The 20,185-nt window shown below is 33.9% G+C and carries 25 protein-coding genes; 17 read left to right on the top strand and 8 right to left on the bottom strand.

Annotated elements, in window-relative coordinates; translation table 11 throughout:
- Nucleotides 1-240 precede the first annotated feature (240 nt).
- Nucleotides 241-1,284: a zinc-binding dehydrogenase gene (locus tag QZ357_RS02020; protein WP_366934106.1), complete on the top strand. Its 1,044-nt coding sequence runs from the start codon at nucleotides 241-243 to the stop codon at nucleotides 1,282-1,284.
- Between the two features lie 51 nt (nucleotides 1,285-1,335).
- On the opposite strand, the gene QZ357_RS02015 is transcribed toward QZ357_RS02020, so the two are convergent.
- From QZ357_RS02015 to QZ357_RS02005, 3 genes are all read right to left on the bottom strand, one after another.
- On the bottom strand, nucleotides 1,336-1,764 hold the full coding sequence (locus QZ357_RS02015; protein ID WP_290771237.1) for a hypothetical protein: 429 nt from the start codon (nucleotides 1,762-1,764) through the stop codon (nucleotides 1,336-1,338).
- 270 nt (nucleotides 1,765-2,034) lie between these two features.
- Nucleotides 2,035-2,280, bottom strand: coding sequence for a glutaredoxin domain-containing protein (locus QZ357_RS02010; protein ID WP_290771235.1), 246 nt, complete (start codon nucleotides 2,278-2,280; stop codon nucleotides 2,035-2,037).
- A gap of 18 nt (nucleotides 2,281-2,298) precedes the next feature.
- Entirely contained in the window at nucleotides 2,299-3,480 is a 1,182-nt protein-coding gene (locus QZ357_RS02005) for an iron-containing alcohol dehydrogenase (RefSeq protein WP_290771233.1), read from the bottom strand.
- A gap of 308 nt (nucleotides 3,481-3,788) precedes the next feature.
- On the opposite strand from QZ357_RS02005, the gene QZ357_RS02000 reads away from it, so the two are divergent.
- The 13 genes from QZ357_RS02000 (at nucleotide 3,789) to srtB (ending at nucleotide 14,950) form a co-directional block, all read left to right on the top strand.
- Nucleotides 3,789-4,016, top strand: a complete 228-nt coding sequence (locus QZ357_RS02000) for an acyl carrier protein (protein ID WP_290771230.1) — start codon at nucleotides 3,789-3,791, stop codon at nucleotides 4,014-4,016.
- 156 nt (nucleotides 4,017-4,172) lie between these two features.
- Entirely contained in the window at nucleotides 4,173-4,616 is a 444-nt protein-coding gene (locus QZ357_RS01995) for a biotin/lipoyl-containing protein (RefSeq protein WP_290771228.1), read from the top strand.
- Nucleotides 4,617-5,987 (top strand): acetyl-CoA carboxylase biotin carboxylase subunit, encoded by a 1,371-nt coding sequence (locus QZ357_RS01990; protein WP_290771226.1) that lies wholly within the window; start codon nucleotides 4,617-4,619, stop codon nucleotides 5,985-5,987.
- On the top strand, nucleotides 5,971-6,843 hold the full coding sequence (gene accD, locus QZ357_RS01985) for an acetyl-CoA carboxylase, carboxyltransferase subunit beta (RefSeq protein ID WP_290771224.1): 873 nt from the start codon (nucleotides 5,971-5,973) through the stop codon (nucleotides 6,841-6,843). The genes QZ357_RS01990 and accD overlap by 17 nt, the downstream gene beginning before the upstream one ends.
- Entirely contained in the window at nucleotides 6,843-7,766 is a 924-nt protein-coding gene (locus QZ357_RS01980) for an acetyl-CoA carboxylase carboxyltransferase subunit alpha (RefSeq protein ID WP_290771222.1), read from the top strand. The genes accD and QZ357_RS01980 overlap by 1 nt, the downstream gene beginning before the upstream one ends.
- A gap of 2 nt (nucleotides 7,767-7,768) precedes the next feature.
- Complete coding sequence (locus QZ357_RS01975) at nucleotides 7,769-8,737, top strand: beta-ketoacyl-ACP synthase III (RefSeq protein ID WP_290771220.1); 969 nt, start codon at nucleotides 7,769-7,771, stop codon at nucleotides 8,735-8,737.
- Nucleotides 8,738-8,746: 9 nt separating this feature from the next.
- Nucleotides 8,747-9,691, top strand: a complete 945-nt coding sequence (locus QZ357_RS01970) for a DUF561 domain-containing protein (RefSeq protein WP_290771218.1) — start codon at nucleotides 8,747-8,749, stop codon at nucleotides 9,689-9,691.
- 6 nt (nucleotides 9,692-9,697) lie between these two features.
- On the top strand, nucleotides 9,698-10,786 hold the full coding sequence (locus tag QZ357_RS01965) for a nitronate monooxygenase family protein (protein ID WP_290771216.1): 1,089 nt from the start codon (nucleotides 9,698-9,700) through the stop codon (nucleotides 10,784-10,786).
- A complete protein-coding gene (gene fabD / locus QZ357_RS01960) occupies nucleotides 10,786-11,703 on the top strand; it encodes an ACP S-malonyltransferase (RefSeq protein ID WP_290771214.1) in 918 nt (305 codons plus the stop codon). The genes QZ357_RS01965 and fabD overlap by 1 nt, the downstream gene beginning before the upstream one ends.
- Complete coding sequence (fabG, locus tag QZ357_RS01955) at nucleotides 11,703-12,446, top strand: 3-oxoacyl-[acyl-carrier-protein] reductase (protein ID WP_290771212.1); 744 nt, start codon at nucleotides 11,703-11,705, stop codon at nucleotides 12,444-12,446. The genes fabD and fabG overlap by 1 nt, the downstream gene beginning before the upstream one ends.
- Nucleotides 12,447-12,454: 8 nt before the next feature.
- On the top strand, nucleotides 12,455-13,690 hold the full coding sequence (fabF, locus tag QZ357_RS01950; RefSeq protein WP_290771209.1) for a beta-ketoacyl-ACP synthase II: 1,236 nt from the start codon (nucleotides 12,455-12,457) through the stop codon (nucleotides 13,688-13,690).
- 1 nt (nucleotide 13,691) lies between these two features.
- Nucleotides 13,692-14,120, top strand: coding sequence for a 3-hydroxyacyl-ACP dehydratase FabZ (gene fabZ / locus QZ357_RS01945; RefSeq protein ID WP_290771207.1), 429 nt, complete (start codon nucleotides 13,692-13,694; stop codon nucleotides 14,118-14,120).
- A 74-nt stretch (nucleotides 14,121-14,194) separates the two neighbouring features.
- Nucleotides 14,195-14,950: a class B sortase gene (gene srtB / locus QZ357_RS01940; RefSeq protein WP_290771205.1), complete on the top strand. Its 756-nt coding sequence runs from the start codon at nucleotides 14,195-14,197 to the stop codon at nucleotides 14,948-14,950.
- Nucleotides 14,951-14,991: 41 nt separating this feature from the next.
- On the opposite strand, the gene QZ357_RS01935 is transcribed toward srtB, so the two are convergent.
- The 5 genes from QZ357_RS01935 to trxA all read right to left on the bottom strand — a co-directional run bounded on the left by QZ357_RS01935 (nucleotide 14,992) and on the right by trxA (nucleotide 17,262).
- Nucleotides 14,992-15,435 carry a DUF523 domain-containing protein gene (locus QZ357_RS01935; RefSeq protein ID WP_290771203.1) on the bottom strand — a complete coding sequence of 148 codons (444 nt, stop codon included), beginning with the start codon at nucleotides 15,433-15,435 and terminating at the stop codon, nucleotides 14,992-14,994.
- A 52-nt stretch (nucleotides 15,436-15,487) separates the two neighbouring features.
- Nucleotides 15,488-15,931, bottom strand: a complete 444-nt coding sequence (locus QZ357_RS01930) for a GatB/YqeY domain-containing protein (protein WP_290771201.1) — start codon at nucleotides 15,929-15,931, stop codon at nucleotides 15,488-15,490.
- A 16-nt stretch (nucleotides 15,932-15,947) separates the two neighbouring features.
- Entirely contained in the window at nucleotides 15,948-16,127 is a 180-nt protein-coding gene (rpsU, locus tag QZ357_RS01925; RefSeq protein ID WP_007050870.1) for a 30S ribosomal protein S21, read from the bottom strand.
- A 183-nt stretch (nucleotides 16,128-16,310) separates the two neighbouring features.
- The gene (gene rbr, locus QZ357_RS01920; protein ID WP_290771195.1) at nucleotides 16,311-16,847 is read right to left on the bottom strand and encodes a rubrerythrin; all 537 of its coding nucleotides are present in this window, start codon (nucleotides 16,845-16,847) and stop codon (nucleotides 16,311-16,313) included.
- A gap of 100 nt (nucleotides 16,848-16,947) precedes the next feature.
- Nucleotides 16,948-17,262 carry a thioredoxin gene (gene trxA / locus QZ357_RS01915; RefSeq protein WP_290771193.1) on the bottom strand — a complete coding sequence of 105 codons (315 nt, stop codon included), beginning with the start codon at nucleotides 17,260-17,262 and terminating at the stop codon, nucleotides 16,948-16,950.
- 189 nt (nucleotides 17,263-17,451) lie between these two features.
- Here trxA and QZ357_RS01910 point away from each other — a divergent pair, with 189 nt between their 5' ends.
- From QZ357_RS01910 to hrcA, 3 genes are all read left to right on the top strand, one after another.
- Nucleotides 17,452-18,114: a Crp/Fnr family transcriptional regulator gene (locus QZ357_RS01910; RefSeq protein WP_290771191.1), complete on the top strand. Its 663-nt coding sequence runs from the start codon at nucleotides 17,452-17,454 to the stop codon at nucleotides 18,112-18,114.
- A gap of 57 nt (nucleotides 18,115-18,171) precedes the next feature.
- Entirely contained in the window at nucleotides 18,172-18,933 is a 762-nt protein-coding gene (locus tag QZ357_RS01905; protein WP_290771189.1) for an SDR family oxidoreductase, read from the top strand.
- A gap of 207 nt (nucleotides 18,934-19,140) precedes the next feature.
- Nucleotides 19,141-20,181 (top strand): heat-inducible transcriptional repressor HrcA, encoded by a 1,041-nt coding sequence (hrcA, locus tag QZ357_RS01900; protein ID WP_290771187.1) that lies wholly within the window; start codon nucleotides 19,141-19,143, stop codon nucleotides 20,179-20,181.
- Nucleotides 20,182-20,185 lie beyond the last annotated feature (4 nt).

Raw genomic sequence — 20,185 nt, 5'->3', positions numbered from 1 at the left:
AGTCTCCTTTTGGCATCAATTTGTTTTATTATAACATAAAATCGTTAAGGTTATTTTATTAGATATATAAAAGTTTTTATTTGGTTTATTTGCAGCTTTTGAAGAATATATCGTTACATGTGACATTTGTAACGCTATGTGTAAAAATATTATTACAAAAGTGTTAAAAATTGTTGACTATTTTATTTTTAGTGTTATAATGTAATCAATGAGAAACGATTGATAAGGAGAAATTTAGAAATGAGCAAAATGAAAAGAGCTGTTGTATACGGACCTGAAGATTTAAGAATCGAAGAAATTGATATTCCTGTTCCTGGTCCCGGAGATGTTGTTATTAAAAATGAAATTTCACTTACATGCGGTACTGATGTAAAAAGTTATAAAAGAGGATATCCTCTTATGACTCCACCTTTCCCTCTTGGACATGAGTCAAGCGGTACGGTTTATGCCGTAGGGGAAAATGTAACAAAATTTAAGGTGGGAGACAGAGTGGTATCACATAACTCTGCTCCTTGCAATGAATGCTATTATTGTAAAAAAGGCCTTCATTCTATGTGTGAAGATTTAACATTGAACAATAAAAACAATAGTGCGTTTGCACAATATTTATTAATTCCGGAAAGAATAGTAAATCAAAATATGTTCCATATTCCGGATGAAATGAGTTATAAACAAGCTGCATTGTTGGAACCTTTTGCATGTGCTGTTTACGGTACAGCAAATGTACCTGTTGAACAAGGTGACTATGTTGTTGTTAACGGATGCGGTCCAATCGGATTGATGTTTGTCAGACTTTTATATTTAAAAGGTGCGAGAGTTATTGCTTGTGATATGAGTGAAACAAGACTTGAAATGGCAAAGAAATTAGGTGCGTATGACCTTGTAAATATCAGCAAAGTGGATGATCAAATAGAAGCCGTTAAAGCTTTGACTCCAAATTCTAGAGGTGTTGACGTTGCCGTTGAAGCTACAGGACTTGCAAAAGTATGGGAACTTGCAATTCAAATGGCAAGACCGGGTGGATTTGTTCTTTGCTTCGGAGGTACAAAAGCCGGCGATACAGTAACAATAGATACCAAATTACTTCATTATAGCCAAATTACTATAAAGGGTGTATTCCATACAACTCCATTATATGTAAATCAAGCATTTGAGTTACTTAAAATGCATGTAATAGATGAAAAAGACTTTGTTCAAAATGAATATAAGCTTGATGATATAGAAAAAGCTCTTATTGAACATTCGAAGGGCGGAGTTATCAAAAACTTCATTACATATAATTAAAGCCTATTTGTTTCTTTTTAAGACCACAAGATTTTCTTGTGGTCTTTTATATTATATTTTTTTGCTGTTGTAGGTAAAAATCTTTTCAAGTATTTCCAATGATTTTTTATGATGTGCGTGAATTGTTTGATAAGTAAGAGATAAATCTTCTGATATTTTTGTCCATGGTTCGTAATTTAAATAATGCTTTTTTAAGATCAATTTATCTAATTCATTTTCAAGGTTGTCAATTATATTCGATACGTCAATTTTATGCTTATATAGCGTATTAATTTCACAGATGAGTTTTTCTTTGTAGGCTATGAGGTTTATTATACTGTTTGTTTTTAGATCTTGATTTGTTTTATTTTTTATTCCTGTGTTGTTTATTATCGGAGAAATTCTGTCTATGTACATTTCACATTCTTCAATTTGAGTTTGGGTGTATGCTATTTTTTCACGCATTAAATATGGTTTGGATAATTTCTTTTTTATATCCATATGCTCCTCCTTGATTTTGAATATTATTTTATAAAAATAAAAAGAACCTATATAAATAAAATAAGTTTATAATTTATATAAGTTCTTAATATTTTACCATTCTATATAATCTTCTTTCATTCTAATGTTAGCATAAAGTCAATATAAAAATATATAAAGTTAAATAATTTTTTTAACTTTGTCAAATTTTGTTAAAATTTGTATTAATTTTCTATCAATAAAAATAAATTTTTTTGTCATAAAATAAAAAGAGACCGAAAAAGCCTCTTTTTATTTTTCAATAAACTCTTTTGTTGTTAAATATTTTTGTAAATCATCGTATCCGCCGATAAATTCTTCACCGAAAAATATTTGAGGAACTGTTCTGTGGTGTGTTTTTTTTACGAGTTCTGTTAATTCCTCACTGCCAAATTCCAATATTCTTTCTTCGAAATCAATTCCTTTTTGAGTAAGAAGTTCTTTTGCCATTTTACAGTAAGGGCATGTTTTTGTTGTATAAATTGTTACTCTTGACATTATATGTTATTCTCCTTTTTAATAGCTTATATCCAGTATTTCTTCCATTTCACTGTCTGATAATTTTACCGGGTTTGTTCTTTGTTTTGCATACTCAAGTATCTTCCAAAAGTCGTCTTTATCTATGCCAAATTCAGAGAGTTTTGGTATGTTCATTTCTTCATTCCATTGTTTAAGAGTATCAACAACCGCTCTGAAGAATACTTCGTGGCGTTGTGGGGAATATGTTGCGTCCATCAGATATGCTCCGATTTTTGCATATTTGTATGCGGCAGGATTATTTGGCTCAAAATCTTTTATTTTTTGAAGGTTTACAACCGTTGCACCATGGAGCAAACTTGCACAAATAGCTCCGTGGGGAATGTTGTCGTAAAGTCCTCCGATTACTCCTGCAAATCCGTGTATGGTTGTAAGTCCCGAGTTTGCCATGCATATACCGGATAATAAAGATGCATATGAAACATCACTTCTTGCATCCAGGTCTTCTGGATTATTATATGCATTAAGCAGACTTTCACACATTCTTTTTAATCCTTTTTCTGCCAGCATGTCGGTAAAAGTATTGGAATTGGTTGATATATATGCTTCAAGAAGCTGGCAAAATGCATCCAAACCGCTTTGCATTGTAACTTTTTTTGAACATTGAAGCGTAAGTATAGGGTCTACCAATGCAATATTTGGAACAAAGTTATCGTGTCGCAGAGATTTTTTGAAACTATATTCATTATCTTTTCCTTTTATTACGGCATTTTTTGTGGCTTCGCTTCCGGTTCCGCTCGTTGTGGGAACTGCTATAAAAGGAACTTTGTTTCCGCTTGGTTTTTTTGTTCCGACACCCTCAAGGTAATCTTTTATGCTTCCTTCTTCTTTAAGCATAGCACTTACCGCTTTTCCTGCATCAATTACGCTTCCTCCGCCTATACTGAGTATTACGTCGACATTCTTTTGTCTGTATTCACCGGCTAAATTATCAATAATTTCTACAGAAGGTTCATCTTTTATGGAATGTATTTCGTAACTTATGTTGTCTTTTTCAAAATTTTCTATTATTTTTTCAAACATTCCGGATGACTTTAAAGAAGTTTGTCCGCATAGGAATAAGACCTTATCTCCGTATTCCAGTATATATTTGTTTAAAGAATGTATTTTCCCTTCTCCAAAAATTATTTTGCTTGGGACAACTAAATTAAAACCGCTCATATTGCACCTCTCGATTATGTATATTTTAACATATTATCCATATTTTGCAAACATCAATGATATATTCATCATATTGTTTTAACATAAAGAAAGTGAAAAATATGTAAAATTTTAATTTATATTTAAACAAACAAATAAAAAAGTTCATAAATAATACCTTAATGATACAAGGTATTAATAAGATAGTAAAATCAATAAATTTTATTGTTTTTTTATATGATTTATATAAAAAACTATTTACTTTGAACTTTTTAGAGTATATAATACGTAAATACTTTGAATATCAAAGAATTTAGGAGGATAGTATTATGTTAGAAGATATAAAACAAGTATTGGTTGATGCTCTTGACATTGACGAAAATTTAATAACACCTGATGCGAGATTAAAAGAGGATTTGGATATAGATTCTTTGGCAGCGGTAGAATTGTCATTGGAGCTTGAAACAGAATTTGACGTTCAAATAGAAGACGAAGAACTTGAAAAACTTGTAACAGTACAGGATATTATTGATATTATAAAAGAAAAACAAGCATAAAAATATTGTATATTAAATCTAAATTGGGCTTAACAGGCCCTTTTATATTATTTTATTAGAATTTATACGATAGATTACTTTGATAATCAAAATAAATATCGATTGATATAAAGAATTAATTTATTAAATTTTAGTTGAAATTTAAAGGAGAATATTTTGAATACAAAAGAAATAAAACAGGTTATTGATTTATTTGAAAATTCAAAAGTACATAAAATGGAAATAGAAGCGGGCGAAATGAAAATAAAGCTCGAAAAAGAAGATACAAAAGCAGCTTTTTCATCTTCTGCTGCACAAACAGATTTTCCTAAAAAAGGAGATATTGATTTAGCGGATAAGAGTGGAGATGAAAATGTTGAAAGGGGCAGATGGGTAAAAGCTCCTCTTGTTGGAACTTTTTATTCCAAACCCAATGAGAATTCCAGTACCTTTGTAAATGTGGGAGATAAAGTGAAAAAGGGAGATACTCTTTGTATAATAGAGGCCATGAAAGTTATGAACGAGGTAAAGGCTCCTTGTGAGGGAACTGTTATCGGTATAGAAAAACAAGATGGGGAAATGGTTCAGTTTGAAGATAATCTTATATGTATAGGTGATTAGATGATTAAGAAAATTTTAATTGCAAACAGAGGAGAAATTGCAGTAAGAATAATAAGAACATGTAAAGAAATGGGTATAAAAACCGTTGCGGTCTATTCTGTGGCTGATAAAGACGCTCTTCATGTGCAAATTGCCGATGAAGCGGTTTGTATAGGGCCTGCAAAGTCGGTGGACAGTTATCTTAATATGAGTAATATTATAGAAGCTGCATGTCAAAGCGGATGTGATGCAATCCATCCCGGTTTCGGGTTTTTAAGCGAAAACCCGACTTTTGCCAGACTTGTAGAAGGTTGTGGACTTGTTTTTATAGGACCTAATCCGGAAACAATAGAAAAACTCGGAAATAAAAGCAAAGCAAGAGAGATAATGATTGAAGCGGGCGTTCCCGTTGTACCCGGTTCCAAAGAAGTTGTACCGAGTGTTACCGAAGGAATAAAACTGGCAAAAGAGATTACTTATCCCGTTATAATAAAAGCCAGCAATGGCGGAGGGGGCAGAGGGATGAGGATTGTAAGAAAAGAGGGGGATTTTGAGGAGAGTTTTAACAGTGCATCTGCCGAAGCCAAGGCTTGCTTTGGGGACGGTGATGTGTATCTGGAAAAGTATATCGAAAGTCCCAAGCATATAGAAATACAGCTTATAGGTGATAAGTACGGAAATGTTATTCATTTATTTGAAAGGGATTGTTCTTTTCAAAGAAGAAATCAAAAACTTATAGAAGAAGCGCCGTGTCATATATTAAAAGAAGAAATCAGGAAATCCATGATACAGGACGCAATAAAAGCATGCAAATATGTTGGATATGATAATGTCGGAACAATCGAATTTCTTTTGGATAAAAGCGGCAAGTATTATTTTATGGAAATGAATACCAGGATTCAGGTTGAACATCCTATTACTGAGATGATAAGCGCTGTAGATATAGTAAAGCAGCAGATAAAGATTGCAAGTGGACAGAAACTGTCTTTAAGGCAGGAAGATATAAAGCAAAACGGGTATGCCATTGAATGCAGAATAAATGCTGAAGATGTTGAGAGGTATTTTACGCCTTCTGGCGGAAAGATAAAATTTCTGCATCTTCCCGGAGGGCGTGGTATAAGAATAGACAGCGCAGTTTATACGGGATATGAGATACCGCCGTTTTATGATTCGATGATTTTGAAGTTGATTGCATTTGCACCGACAAGGCTTGAATGCATAAAAAAGATGAGAGTAGCGTTGGAAGAATTGATAATAGACGGAGTAAAAACAAATATCGAGTTTCATTATTTGGTGCTTCATAACAAGAGGTTTATAGAAGGCAATTATGATACAGGTTTTTTTGACGAATTTTTAAAGGAGTTGGAGGAACAAAGTGGAGAACTTATTTAAGAAAAGACAAGAAAGACTTGAGCTTTTTAAATCCAGAAGAATAAAGAAATCAAATGAAACAATACGCAAAGAAGTTCCTGAAAATCTTGTGAAAAACTGTGAGATATGTCATAAGAATACTCCTTATGAAGAAATGATGAAAAATTTTTATGTTTGCCCTAATTGCGGTCATCATTTAAAAATAAGTGCAAGAGAAAGAATAAGGCAGCTTACCGATAATAGAACTTTTAGAGAGATTGATAAGAATCTTGAAAGCATAAATACTGAAGATTTCCCGGGGTACACACAAAAATTGGATAAAAGCAAAAAGAGTACGGGGCTTCATGAAGCTGTTATTACAGGTATAGGAAAAATAAACGGAGAAAGAGTTGCAATGGCTGTAATGGACAGCAACTTTATGATGGGAAGTATGGGGCAAGTTGTTGGTGAAAAGATTACCAGAATAACGGAATACGCCATGAAAAGAAATCTTCCTTTGCTTATAAGCTCTACCAGCGGCGGAGCCAGAATGCAGGAAGGAATTGTTTCTCTTATGCAGATGGCAAAAACGAGTATGGCATTAAAAAGATTTTCAGATGCAGGCGGATTTTATATATCTCTTATTACACATCCTACGACAGGTGGAGTAAGTGCCTCTTTTGCAATGCTTGGAGATATAATAATTGCAGAGCCGGATGCTCTTATCGGATTTGCGGGAAAAAGAGTGATTGAAAATACCATAAAAGAAACATTGCCAAAGGAATTTCAAAGAGCGGAATTTTTACTTGAAAAAGGTTTTGTGGATATGGTTGTAAACAGAAAAGACATGAAAAAGACCTTATATGATCTTATTGTCTTTCATAAAGGAGCTCAATAATGAATATAAGAGAATGTGAAATAAAAATAAGAGAACTTGAGGCAAAAAAAGCAGCACTTGAGCCTGCAAGCATGGATGAATATGACATTATAAACAAAGAGATATTAAAGTTAAAAAAGGAAGCTTACAATAATTTGGAGCCTTGGGATAGGGTGTACCTTGCCAGACATCAAGACAGACCAAAAGCAACGGATTACATATCATTGTTATTTGAAAATTTTTATGAACTCCACGGTGACAGATTATTTGCCGATGACAAAGCTTTGATAGGTGGAATAGGAATGTTTAATGGGGTTCCCGTTACTGTTCTGGCTCAGGCAAAAGGCAAGACTTTGGAAGAAAATCTAAAAAGAAATTTCGGCATGATGAACCCCGAGGGATATAGAAAGGCTATGAGGCTTGCAAAAGAAGCCGAAAAGTTTCACAGGCCTATAATAAATATTGTTGATACGGCAGGTGCATATCCCGGGAAAGGTGCAGAAGAAAGAGGGCAGGCGGAAGCAATTGCAAAATGTCTTTACGAGTTTTCTAATATAAAAACTCCCGTTATCAGTATAGTTATTTCCGAAGGCGGCAGCGGTGGCGCTTTGGCGCTTAGTGTTGCTGACAGAATAGTTATGCTTGAAAATGCAATATATTCTGTTTTATCGCCTGAAGGATTTGCCAGTATTTTGTGGAAAGATGAAAGCAGAGCTGAAGAAGCCAGCAGGTATATGAAGCTTACCTCTTTTGACTTATATGAAAAAGGGGTCATAGATCATATAATAAAAGAACCTCTTGGAGGTGCTCAAAACGGGCTTGAGTATGTAGCTGCACAAGTGGCAGTATATATAAAAAAAGAATTGTCTGAGCTTATTAATAAAAAAGACAGGCAATTAATCAGAGAAAGATATTTAAAATATCGAAAAATAGGAATGATTTGATTATGAAAAACAGGAAAATTATCGGGTATGGTTATTATGTTCCTGAGAATTTAATAACAAACCACGATCTTGAAAATACAGTAGATACAAGTGATGAATGGATAAAGAGTCGTTCGGGTATTAGGAGCCGATACATAAGTACAAATGAGAATACGAGTGATATAGCTTATAATGCGGCTGTGAAAGCAATAGACGATGCGGGCATTGATAAGGGGGATATAGACTTAATTGTATGTGCCACATGTACCCCTGATAATATGACACCTTCAACAGCGTGTTTGATTCAGGAGAGATTGGGGCTTAATGATAAACATGTTATGGCGTTTGATATAAGTGCTGCATGCAGCGGATTTTTGTATTCATTGCAGATAGCTTCATTTATGTTAAGTGAGTATAAATGTGCACTTGTAATAGGTGCGGAGACGCTAAGTAAGTTTATAGATTGGACCGATCGAAGTACGTGCGTTCTTTTCGGTGACGGAGCTGGTGCTGTAATCATGAGAAAAGAGAAAACGGAAAACAATATGTATTATTATGCTAACGCCGAGGGTGACAGTGAAGGTAAGTTAAAAATAAAAGGTGTGGATTTAAAATCTTTGTTGAAAAACGAGCCGAGAATTACCGGACAAATAGAAATGGCAGGAAACGATGTTTTTCGTTTTGCCGTGAGGGCTATGAGTGAAGCATTGAGTGAAGCCTTAAATAAGGCAAATAAATCAATTGAAGATATTGACCTTTTTATTCCTCATCAGGCGAACTACAGAATTATAAAACATGTTATTAAAAAGTTGAATATTGATGAAAAAAAAGTATACATAAATTTAGATAAGTATGGAAATACATCGGCAGCAAGTGTTGCAATAGCACTTGCAGAAGCAAAAGAAAAAGGATTAATCAGAGAAGGAGCAAAAATTGTTTTGATTGGCTTTGGAGCAGGATTTACGTATGCTTCCGGTTATATCGAAATGTAGGTAATAGTTATGACAATGTTAAATAAAATTTTAGATATAAAATATCCGATTATACAAGGTGCTATGGCCAATATTGCAACTGCGGAATTTGCCGCAAGCGTCAGTAATGCTGGCGGACTCGGGATAATTGCAACCGGGGCAATGACATGTTCACAGGCAAGAGATGAAATAAGAAAATGTAAAAAGTTAACCGATAAACCTTTTGGAGTTAATGTTATGATGATGAATCCTGAAACGGATGATATTATGAATATGATATGTGAAGAAAAGGTTTGTGTTGTAACAACTGGGGCAGGGAATCCCGGTAAGTATGTGGAAATGTTAAAAAAAGCCGGCACAAAAGTCTTTCCGATAACCCCGAGTGTGGCACTTGCGAAGAGACTTGAAAGAGCTGGTGTTGACGGAATAATTGCGGAAGGCGGAGAGTCTGGAGGACATGTGGGAGAGCAGACAACCATGAGTCTTGTGCCTCAAGTTGTGGATGCAGTAAGCATTCCCGTAATTGCCGCGGGGGGAATAGCGGATGCAAGAGGCTTTAATGCCGCTCTAGCCCTTGGCGCAGTCGGAGTACAGGTAGGAACATGTCTTTTGGCGACAGAGGAATGTCCTATTCATGAAAATTATAAAAAGGCAGTTTTGAAAGCTAAGGATACGGATACGATTGTTACCGGAAAGAGTCTGGGGGCGCCAGTGAGAGTTCTTAAAAACAGAATGAGCAGACAATATGTAAAGATTGAATCTGAAGCCGGGAGCAGAGAAGAGCTTGAGAAACTTACTTTAGGCGGACTTCGAAGAGCTGTGTTTGACGGTGATACCGTAACGGGATCTGTTATGATGGGACAGGTTGCGGGGATGGTAAATGAGGTTCGTACAATAGAAGAAGTTTTAATTGATATTGTCGAAAATTCAAAAAAAGAACTTGAAATCTTAATAGATAAACATAAGGAGTTATGATTATAAATGTTAAAAGAAGTAAAAATAAAAGATAAAATACTAAAAGTTCCCATTATACAAGGAGGTATGGGGGTTGGAGTATCTTTATCGTCATTAGCCGGCAGTGTTATGAAAGAAGGGGCTATGGGTGTTTTAAGTGCTGCGCATCCGGGATACAGAAAAGAAGATTTTAACAAAAATTCGTTAAAGTGTAACATTGACGCTATTATGGAAGAATCAAAAAAGGCAAGGGCAATAAGTGGCCGAAAAGGTTTACTTGGAATAAATATTATGGTTGCAAGTAAAGATTATGCAGAGTATGTAAAGGCAGCCGTAAAGGCTAAAGTTGATGCCATAATTTCAGGTGCCGGACTACCTTTGGATCTTCCAAAGCTTGTGAGTGATAAAAGTATATTGCTCGCTCCCATCGTTTCTAGCGGACGGGCTATAAGGCTTATTTTGAAAAGGTGGGATAAGCGACATAAAACCGTGCCGGATTTTGTGGTAATAGAAGGAAGTGAAGCCGGAGGGCATCTTGGATTTAAAAGAAATGATTTATTGGACGGTACGTGTGAAAGTCTTAGTAAGATTTTATCTGACGTAAAAAAAGAACTTGCTCCTTTTGAAAAAGAATATTCCAAGAATATTCCTGTTTTTGTTGCAGGGGGAATATTTACGGGGAGCGACATTGCCAATTATTTGCAATTGGGAGCCGATGGAGTACAAATGGGTACGAGATTTATTGCAACAGAAGAATGTGATGCAAGCAGAGCATTTAAGGATATGGTCATTAATTGTAAAAAAGAGGATATTGCTATTGTAAAAAGTCCTACAGGGTTTCCGGGAAGAGGAATAATGAATTCCTTCATGAGGGAAGTGGAGAAGAGAGGAAATATATGTATGTCTTCATGTTATAACTGTTTGTCGTTATGTAACCCTCAGGATACCCCTTATTGTATTTCTCAGGCTCTTATACAATCCGTAAAAGGGAATGTAGAAAAAGGACTTGTTTTTGTAGGGAGTAATGCTTATAGGATAAATGAAATGACTACAGTTCATAATCTTATAAGTGAGCTTTTAAAGGAAGCAAATCAAAAACTAAAGGAGAATATTTAATGAAAATAGGATTTTTATTTGCGGGACAGGGAAGTCAGAATGTAGGTATGGGTAAGGATTTGTATGATAATTACATTGAAGCCAGGGAAGTTTTTGACAGTGTTTCTCTCGATTTTGATGTAAAAGATTTATGTTTTAACGGACCTAAGGAGCAGCTTGATGATACTGCGTATTCTCAAAGTGCAATACTTGTTACATCAATTGCTATAGCAAATGTAATAAAATCAAAAGGTATTGTTCCGAGTTATGTATGTGGATTGTCTTTAGGCGAGTATTCTGCTCTTTGCTTTAGTAAGGCATTTTCGTTGAATGATGCTGTGAATTTAGTAAGGCAAAGAGGAATAATAATGTCAAATGCTCTCCCAAAGGGTACATCTAAGATGGTTGCTGTTATGAATTTTGATAAAGATGTAATCAAACAAGTTTGTACAGAAGCAGAAGACGAAGGTGTATGTGAAGTTGCCAATTATAATTCTCCTGCTCAGACTGTTATAACCGGTGAAATAAAAGCAGTGGATAAAGCCTGTGAAATATTAAAGGAAAAAGGTGCGAGAAGACTTATTCCTCTTAATGTAAGCGGTGCTTTTCATTCTTCTTTACTTGAGGATGCATCAAAAGAGTTAAAGAAAGTATTGGATGGTGTTCGTGTAGAAACACCTGAAATTCCTGTGGTATACAATGTGACAGGTAAAACATATGACGGAGACATAAAAGAGATACTTGTTAAACAGATAAAATCAAGTGTGCATTTTATGCAGATGGTTGAATATATGATAGACAATGGAGTAGAAGCTTTTGTTGAAATAGGTCCGGGAAAGGTTTTGAAGGGGTTTGTGAGAAAAATAAACAAGTCTATTCCTGTTTACAGTGTTGAAGATAAAAAATCACTTGAAGAAATGTTAGGAGCGTTAAAATAATGGATAAAAAAACAGCAGTAGTAACAGGTGCAAGCAGGGGGATAGGAAGAGCTATTGCCATTTTGTTTGCAAAAGAAGGATACAATGTGGTAATAAATTATAACGGAAATAAAGAAAAAGCAGAAGAAGTTATGGCAGAATGTAAAAAGTTTGGGGCAGATGCAATTACTATTAAAGCCAATGTTGCGGATTTTAAAGAAAGTGAAGAGTTGATAAAAAAATCGGTTGAAACCTTTGGAAGAGTGGATGTATTGGTGAATAATTCCGGTATAACAAGAGACAATTTGCTTTTGAGGATGAAAGAAGAAGATTTTGACAGTGTAATTGATGTAAATTTAAAAGGTACATTTAATACTATAAAAAACGTTACAAGACAGATGATGAAACAAAAAAGCGGAAGTATAATTAACATGTCAAGCGTTGTTGGAATATCGGGAAATGCAGGGCAGGCAAATTACGCAGCCAGTAAAGCAGGGGTAATAGGTCTTACTAAATCTGTTGCGAAAGAACTTGCATCCAGAGGTATTCGTGTGAATGCCATTGCTCCCGGATTTATCGAAACCGATATGACAGAGGAACTAAACGAAAAGACAAAAGAAGAAATATTAAATAATATACCTTTACATGATACAGGCAAAAGTGAAGATGTTGCAAACCTTGCGATTTTCTTGGCTTCTGATAAGAGCAGATACATAACAGGACAAGTTATTCATGTTGACGGTGGAATGTTAATGCAAATATAGGAGGAATGATGAAAAGAAGAGTTGTTATAAGCGGTTTGGGAGTGGTTTCTCCTATAGGAAATGATGTAAAAACAATGTGGAACGGAATAAAAGAGGGGAAGTGCGGTATCGATAAAATAACGCATTTTGATACAAGTGATTACAGAGTTAAGCTTGCAGGTGAAGTTAAAGATTTGGATATGGAAAAATATCTTAAAAAGCGAGAAATAAAATTTAATGACAGATTTACCAGCTTTGCTCGTATAGCTGCAATGCAGGCAATGGATGACAGTAAAATAGATCTCGAAAAAGTGAATAAAAATCGTTTTGGAGTTATAATTGCAAGCGGTATAGGCGGTATAGAAACTATAGAAAATGCACAAATCAATATGGAGAAAAGAGGACCTTCAAAAGTTTCGCCTTATTTTATACCGATGTGCCTTATAAATCTTGCAGCAGGAAATGTTGCAATTGATTTTGGCCTTAAAGGGCATTGTTCTTCAACTGTTACGGCTTGTGCCGCAGCAAGCAATGCAATAGGAGAGGCTTTTCATAAGATAAAAGACGGTTATGAAGATTTGATGCTTGCAGGAGGAAGCGAAGCTTCTATAACTCCTCTTGCCATGGCTGGATTTATGTCTATGAGAGCACTTCATGAAGGTGATGATAAAAAAAGAGCGAGTATTCCTTTTGATAAAGACAGAAGTGGATTTGTTATGGGTGAAGGGGCAGGTATATTACTTCTTGAAGAGTACGAACATGCAAAAAAAAGAGGTGCAAAAATATATGCGGAGATAGTAGGGTACGGAGCTACCTGTGATGCTTTTCATGTAACGGCTCCTATAGATGACGGAAGCGGCGGAGCGAGAGCCATGACAGAAGCGATGTCTGATGCGAACATAAAACCTGATTCTATTGATTATATAAACGCTCACGGAACAAGTACTCCTTTAAATGACAAGACAGAAACCCTTGCCGTTAAAACTGCGTTTAAAGAGCATGCTTCAAACGTAAAGATATCTTCAACAAAGTCAAATACAGGACATCTTCTTGGGGCATCGGGTGCCGTGGAAGCGATAATTTCGGTGAAGGCTATAGAAGAAGGTTTTGTACCCGCAACCATAAATTATAAAAACAAAGATGAAGATTGTGATTTAAATATAGTTCCAAATAAAGGAATAGAAGAAAACATAGAATACGCCATGAGCAATTCTTTGGGATTCGGAGGTCATAATGCTTCATTAATATTTAAGAAGGTGCACTGATATGATATACAATTCAAATGATATACAAAAAATTATTCCTCACAGATATCCTTTTTTGCTTGTGGATACAATAGAAGAAATCATAGATGATAGTGTAATTATAGGAAAGAAATGCATCAGCGCAAATGAGATGCAGTTTATGGGGCATTTCCCTGAGAAACATGTTATGCCAGGCGTTCTTATGATTGAGGCCTTGGCTCAGACGGGAGCGGTTTTACTTTTGTCAAAAGAAGAAAATAAAGGAAAAATAGCCGTTCTTGCCGGTGTAAATGAAATGCGTTTTAAAAGGCAGGTTATTCCGGGAGATGTTCTTACTTTGAAAGTTGAGCTTACAAAGATGAAGGCTGGGATTGGTTTTGCCAATGCTACTGCTATGGTCGGAGAAGAAATTGCAGTAAAAGGTGAAATTATGTTTGCGGTCGATAAATAAAAGAGAGGAAATCTCTCTTTTTTATTGCAGTAAATGTATTGCATAAAAGTTTAATAAAATATATAATGTTTACTATGAAACAAAGAAAAGTAAAAGTAATAAAAAAAAGAAAACCAAATAAAAATAACAGTAAAAAAAATATATTTTTATATTGTCTAATAGGGATATTCAGTATAACGCTGGTATTTTCTGCATATCAGATTTACAGTATAATGTCAGAATACAATAAAGGCAGCAATACATACGATACGATAGTCAGCGTTGCGAAAAAGGACAGAGAAATAGACTTTGATAAACTTAAGAGTATGAATGAAGATGTAGTAGGTTGGATTTATTCCAAAGATACTGTGATAGATTATCCTGTTGTTCAAGGCAGTGACAATGATTATTATTTATCTCATCTTTTTGATAAAACAACGAACTCCAGTGGTGCTGTATTCTTGGATTATAATAAAAAGCCGGATTTTACAAGCAGTAACAGTATTCTTTATGCTCACAATATGAAAAACGGAAGCATGTTTGCGAGTTTAATGGGCTATAAGGATCAGGCATATTATGATTCGCACAAGACTATGGAGCTTTATACCCCTAATCAGAATTATGAGATAGAAGTGGTTTATGGCTTTGTTATAGATGCATATAAATGGGATGATAATGGTTTTGCGTTGGATGAAAATCTCGATAATTTGCTCTTGCATGCAAAGTCAAATTCAACATTTAACAGTGGAAAAAGTATAAATAAACAAGATAAAGTAATAACTTTATCTACGTGTTCTTATGAGATGGAAGAAGGACGCTATGTTTTAATCGGTAAACTTATAAAAAAATAAAAAACGTCTGTAAAGACGTTCTTTTATTACAAGATAATAAATTATAATATATTATCGATTTCTTTTTCGTTTATTACTTCAATTTTGTTTTTTAGTAATAAATCTGCACTGATGCCTTTTCCTTCAATTAATGTTCCTTCAAATTTTCCGTTGTATATATATTTATTCCCGCATGAAGGTGAATTTGCTTTTAATAAAGCTAATTTTATATTGTTTTCTTTTGCTTTTTTTAAAATTTTTAATGCACCAAGACGAAAATTTGATGTAACACATTTCCCTGATTTGGTGTAAACTTCTCCTTTTAATATTTCGCTTGGTTCTCTTGGGGTTGTAAGTCCTCCAAGTTCTTCGGGGCAAACTAAAATAACGTTGAATTTCCTTTTTATTTTATCTATTATATCATCATTGATTTTGTTATTTTTTCCGTTATATTTACAGTTTTTGCCGAATAAACATGCCGAAACTAAGATATTTTCTTTTTTCATTTTACTAAACCTCAATATAAAAATAAGGAGTGATATTCACTCCTTAAATTGATTAACTAAGTAGTTCTCTGGCTATTTCATTAACAAGCTTGCCGTCAGCCTTACCTTTTATTTTAGGCATTACTTCACTCATTATTTTACCCATGTCTTTAACGCTTTTTGCTCCTACCTTTTCCACAGCATTCTCAACTATGCTTTTAACTTCTTCTTTTGAAAGTTGTTTTGGTAGATATTTCATTAAAACATTAAGTTCAGCCTTTGTTTCTTCTACAAGATCTTCTCTTCCTGCTTTTTCAAATTCACTAAGAGCATCTTTTCTTTGTTTTACTTGTTTAGATACCACATCTATTATTTCTTCATCTCCAAGTTCGACTTTATTATCTTTTTCGATCTGAAGAATTGCGGCTCTAACCATTGTAACTGTAGATTTTGTTATATTGTCTTTTTCTTTCATGGCTTTTTTTAAATCGCCAAGCAAAGTTTCTTTAAGTGACATATAAAACACTTCCTAATTATCTTTTATTTTTTTTCTTTCTGGCTGCTTCAGCTTTTTTCTTTCTTTTTACACTTGGCTTTTCATAGTGTTCTCTTTTTCTTATTTCAGACATAACACCTGCCATTGCAGTCTTTTTCTTAAATCTTTTTAAAGCGCTTTCTAATGATTCGCCTTCTCTTAATCTAACTTCTGACATTTCTTCAACCCTCCCCTCTGCCGTGGGTCATCACATTTGTAGTCAACATAGATTATTATAAAAAAATAAGCAAGATATGTCAATAAAAATAACTATTTTACTTAAAAAAGAAATATGATATCAGTTATATTATTTTTATACATATAATAAAAAAGAACATCTGTATCGATGTTCTTTTCTTTGTTAGTAATTTTGCTTTTTGATAAAGAAATAAGATTTAGGATGATTGCACACAGGGCATACTTCAGGAGCTTCTTTTGCTATTACTAAATGACCGCAATTTCCGCATTCCCATATAACTTCTTCTTCTTTTTTGAAAACTTTATTTTCTTGTACGTTGCTACATAAAGCTCTGTATCTTTCTTCGTGAGATTTTTCGATTTTAGCAACACCTTCAAATGCTACTGCAATATCTTCGAATCCTTCTTCTCTTGCCTCTTTTGCAAATGTGGCATACATATCTGTCCATTCGTAATTTTCACCTTCAGCTGCATCAATCAGATTTTCTTCTGTAGTTCCGATTCCGTGGATTAATTTAAACCAAAGTTTTGCATGTTCTTTTTCGTTGTTTGCTGTGTCTTCAAAGAATTCGGCAATTTGATTAAATCCGTCTTTTCTTGCTTTGCTTGCGTAGTAAGTGTATTTGTTTCTTGCTTCACTTTCTCCTGCAAAAGCTGTTTTTAAATTTTCGAGTGTTTTTGTTCCGTCTAATTTTCCCATATCATTAACCTCCTTCTATTGATATTATTTATATTATATCACACGACAAATCATAATGTAATATTTTGTGATTATATTAATTTAATTTTAATGTAATATGTTATTTTACTGAGTTGATTAGTTCTATAAGTTCGTTTTTAGAAAGTCTTCCCTGTGATCTTTCAACCTGTTTTCCGTTTTTGTACATTATTAATGTAGGTATTGACATTACTTTGTTTTTCATTGCAAGCATTCTTTCTTCATCAACATTTACTTTACATATTTTTACGTCATTCATCTCTTCGCTTACTTCATCGATTATCGGCGAAAATGCCTGACAAGGACCACACCATGGAGCCCAAAAGTCTACTACCACTAATTTATCATCATTGATTTCATTTTTAAATGTTTTATTTGTTAAATTTATTGTACTCATTTTTATTACCTCTTTTTCTTGTTTTTCTATATAATATCTTTTTTTATAATAAAACACTGTGACGAAGTCACATATAAAACAGTTTTTTATAAAAGATGTTGACTTTTTATATTTACATTAAATAAAATAGTATAAAATGAATATGATGAAAGGTTTTTTATATATAATAAATAACCGGCAGGTATTGGTATGAGTAGTGAAAATCCATCAATAGAAAAATTCATTCCTGTTTGGGACAGGCTTGAAGATAATGATAAAAAAATAATTATTGATAATGTAGTATATAAAAATTATAAGAAAGGTGATATTGTTCACGGAGGATCGGAAAATTGTACAGGACTTGTTTTTGTAACGAAGGGAAAGTTAAGAGCGTATATTGTCTTTGAAAACGGGAAAGAAATAAGCCTTTATTATCTTTTACAAAGAGATGTATGTTTAATGTCTGCTTCATGTGTTATGAAAGATATTGACTTTGATATAACCGTGGAGGCAATGGAAGATACTTCTGTGATTATTATACCTACTTTCATTTATGATATGGTTGAGAAAAAGTCTGCGCCTATGGCGAATTACGTAAATACATTAATGGCTTCTCGTTTTTCTGATATAATATGGCTTTTGGAGCAGGTAATGGTTAAGAGGTTTGATTTAAGACTTGCGGAGTTTTTATTGTTTCATATGAAAGATAATAGAGTTGATATGACTCATGAGCAAATTGCAAATCATTTGGGTAGTGCAAGAGAGGTGGTAAGCAGGATGCTAAAACATTTTCTTTCAGATGGATTCATTCGATTATACAGAGGTGGCATTGAGATTATAAATGAAGATGGGTTGTATAATCTTTGTAGTTGATAAAAAATAATTTATATTATTTAAATTTATATATAAACAAGTTTAAGGAGAAAAAATATGTTACAAATTGATTTGACGGGTAAAAAAGCTTTTGTGACCGGAGGAAGCAGAGGAGTCGGTAAGGCAATATGTCTTGCATTTGCCGATTGCGGGGCAGATGTTGCTTTTACGTATTTGTCTCGTGAAGAAGCTGCAAAAGAAGTTGTAAAAGAGATTGAGGGTAAGGGTAGAGAAGCTTATTGTTATCAATGCGATGTTGGTAATTTTGAACAGATGAAAAAAACATTAAATGATGTTTCGCAAAAGTTCGGAAAGTTGGATATAATCGTAAATAATGCAGGCGGTTCAAAAGTTGTTGAAATTGATGAATTGACACCGGATTATTTGGATACAGTCTTAAAATCCAATTTATACGGCTCATTTTATTCAATTATGGCAGGAGGGTTGGCGCTTATGAGAAATGCTTCAGGTGGAAGTATTATCAATATAGGTTCCTCAGCTATGTATTCTGGTATGGGCGGAGGCCCTCAGTATTCGGCTTCCAAAGCAGGGCTAATGGGACTTACAAGATATATGGCAGTACAGTACGGATGTGAAAATATAAGGTGTAATACACTTGCTATATCACTCATTAAAACGGAAATGTTAAATAAGTTTGATGAAGAAATGACAAAGAAAAAAATAGCAACTGTTCCGGTGGGAAGGTTAGGCGAACCTGAAGATGTTGCATATATGGCAGCATTTTTGGCAAGTGATATGGGAACGTACATAAGTGGAGAAGTAATTCTTATGGACGGTGCAAGAACATATGCAAAATAGATAAAAAGACTCGTATAACGAGTCTTTTTTACATTATAAATTTATGGTTTTAAGTTTGATTTATAATAGAATGAATTCATTATTAAAAAATAATTAAAAATTGAAAATAAATTTTATAATCTATTGACAAAGTATAATCTTGGTGTTATATTTATGACAGTGTTAGCACTCATATAAAAAGAGTGCTAATAAGAAGGAGAAAGGAAAATGAACTGGGACGACAGAAAATTTAATATTTTAAATGCTATCATCCATGATTATATTAAAACGGCAGAGCCTGTAGGTTCCAGAACCCTCGAGAAAAAATATAATCTGGGTGTTTCGTCTGCTACTATAAGAAATGAGATGTCTGACCTGGAAGATATGGGTTTTTTGATTAAGCCACATACTTCTGCGGGAAGAATTCCTTCTACGACGGCATATAGATTATATGTTGATAACTTTATGAAAAAAAGTGATTTGGACAGTCAAATCAGGGAAACCGTGAGAGCAGAATATGAGAATTACATGCTTGAGCTTAATAAAACAATAGAGAAGACTCTCAATATTCTTACTCAAATGACTAATTACACTTCATTGGTTATGGCTCCCAGATTATCGTCTTTAAATGTAAAAGATGTAAAACTTGTTTATATAGAAGAAGACAGAGTTATGCTTATAGTCGTAACTAAAGAAGGATTGATAAAAAATGCGGAAATAAGACTTAATGCTACGGTTAGCTTTGATGAACTCGAAAGGATTAACAATGCTCTTATTACAATTATAAAAAACAGACCCGCAAACGAAGCTGCAGAACTTTTAAGTAGTGTCGTAAAGGGGTTGTCTGAAAGTGAAAACAGAATTTTATCAGAGATTATGCCTGTTTTCAGGTCTTTGGTTGAGAAAACTCATTCATCTAAGATATATTCAAAAGGTGTAAGCAAAATTTTAAACTATCCGGAGTTTGGAGATTTGGAGAGAGCTAAACATTTTATAGATTCGGTAAACAGCAAAGAGGCTCTTGAAAGTGCAATATCTGTTGATGAAGATGATGGTGAAGATATTCATATAGTAATAGGAAGTGAAAATAAAGTTGAGGATTTCAGTGATTGTTCAATAATAACCGCTAATTATAAGCTAAACGGCAAGACTATAGGAACGATTGGGGTAATCGGACCTACGAGAATGAATTATGATTATGCCGTTTCGACACTTGATGTTTTGAGTGATGAGCTTACAAAACATATTTCAAAAATTTTTAAAAAGTGAGGTA

The sequence above is a fragment of the Anaerofustis sp. genome (assembly GCF_019420015.1).
Taxonomy (GTDB): domain Bacteria; phylum Bacillota; class Clostridia; order Eubacteriales; family Anaerofustaceae; genus Anaerofustis.
Note: the sequence above shows the minus strand (reverse complement) of the source record. Positions and strands in the feature narration are given on the sequence as shown.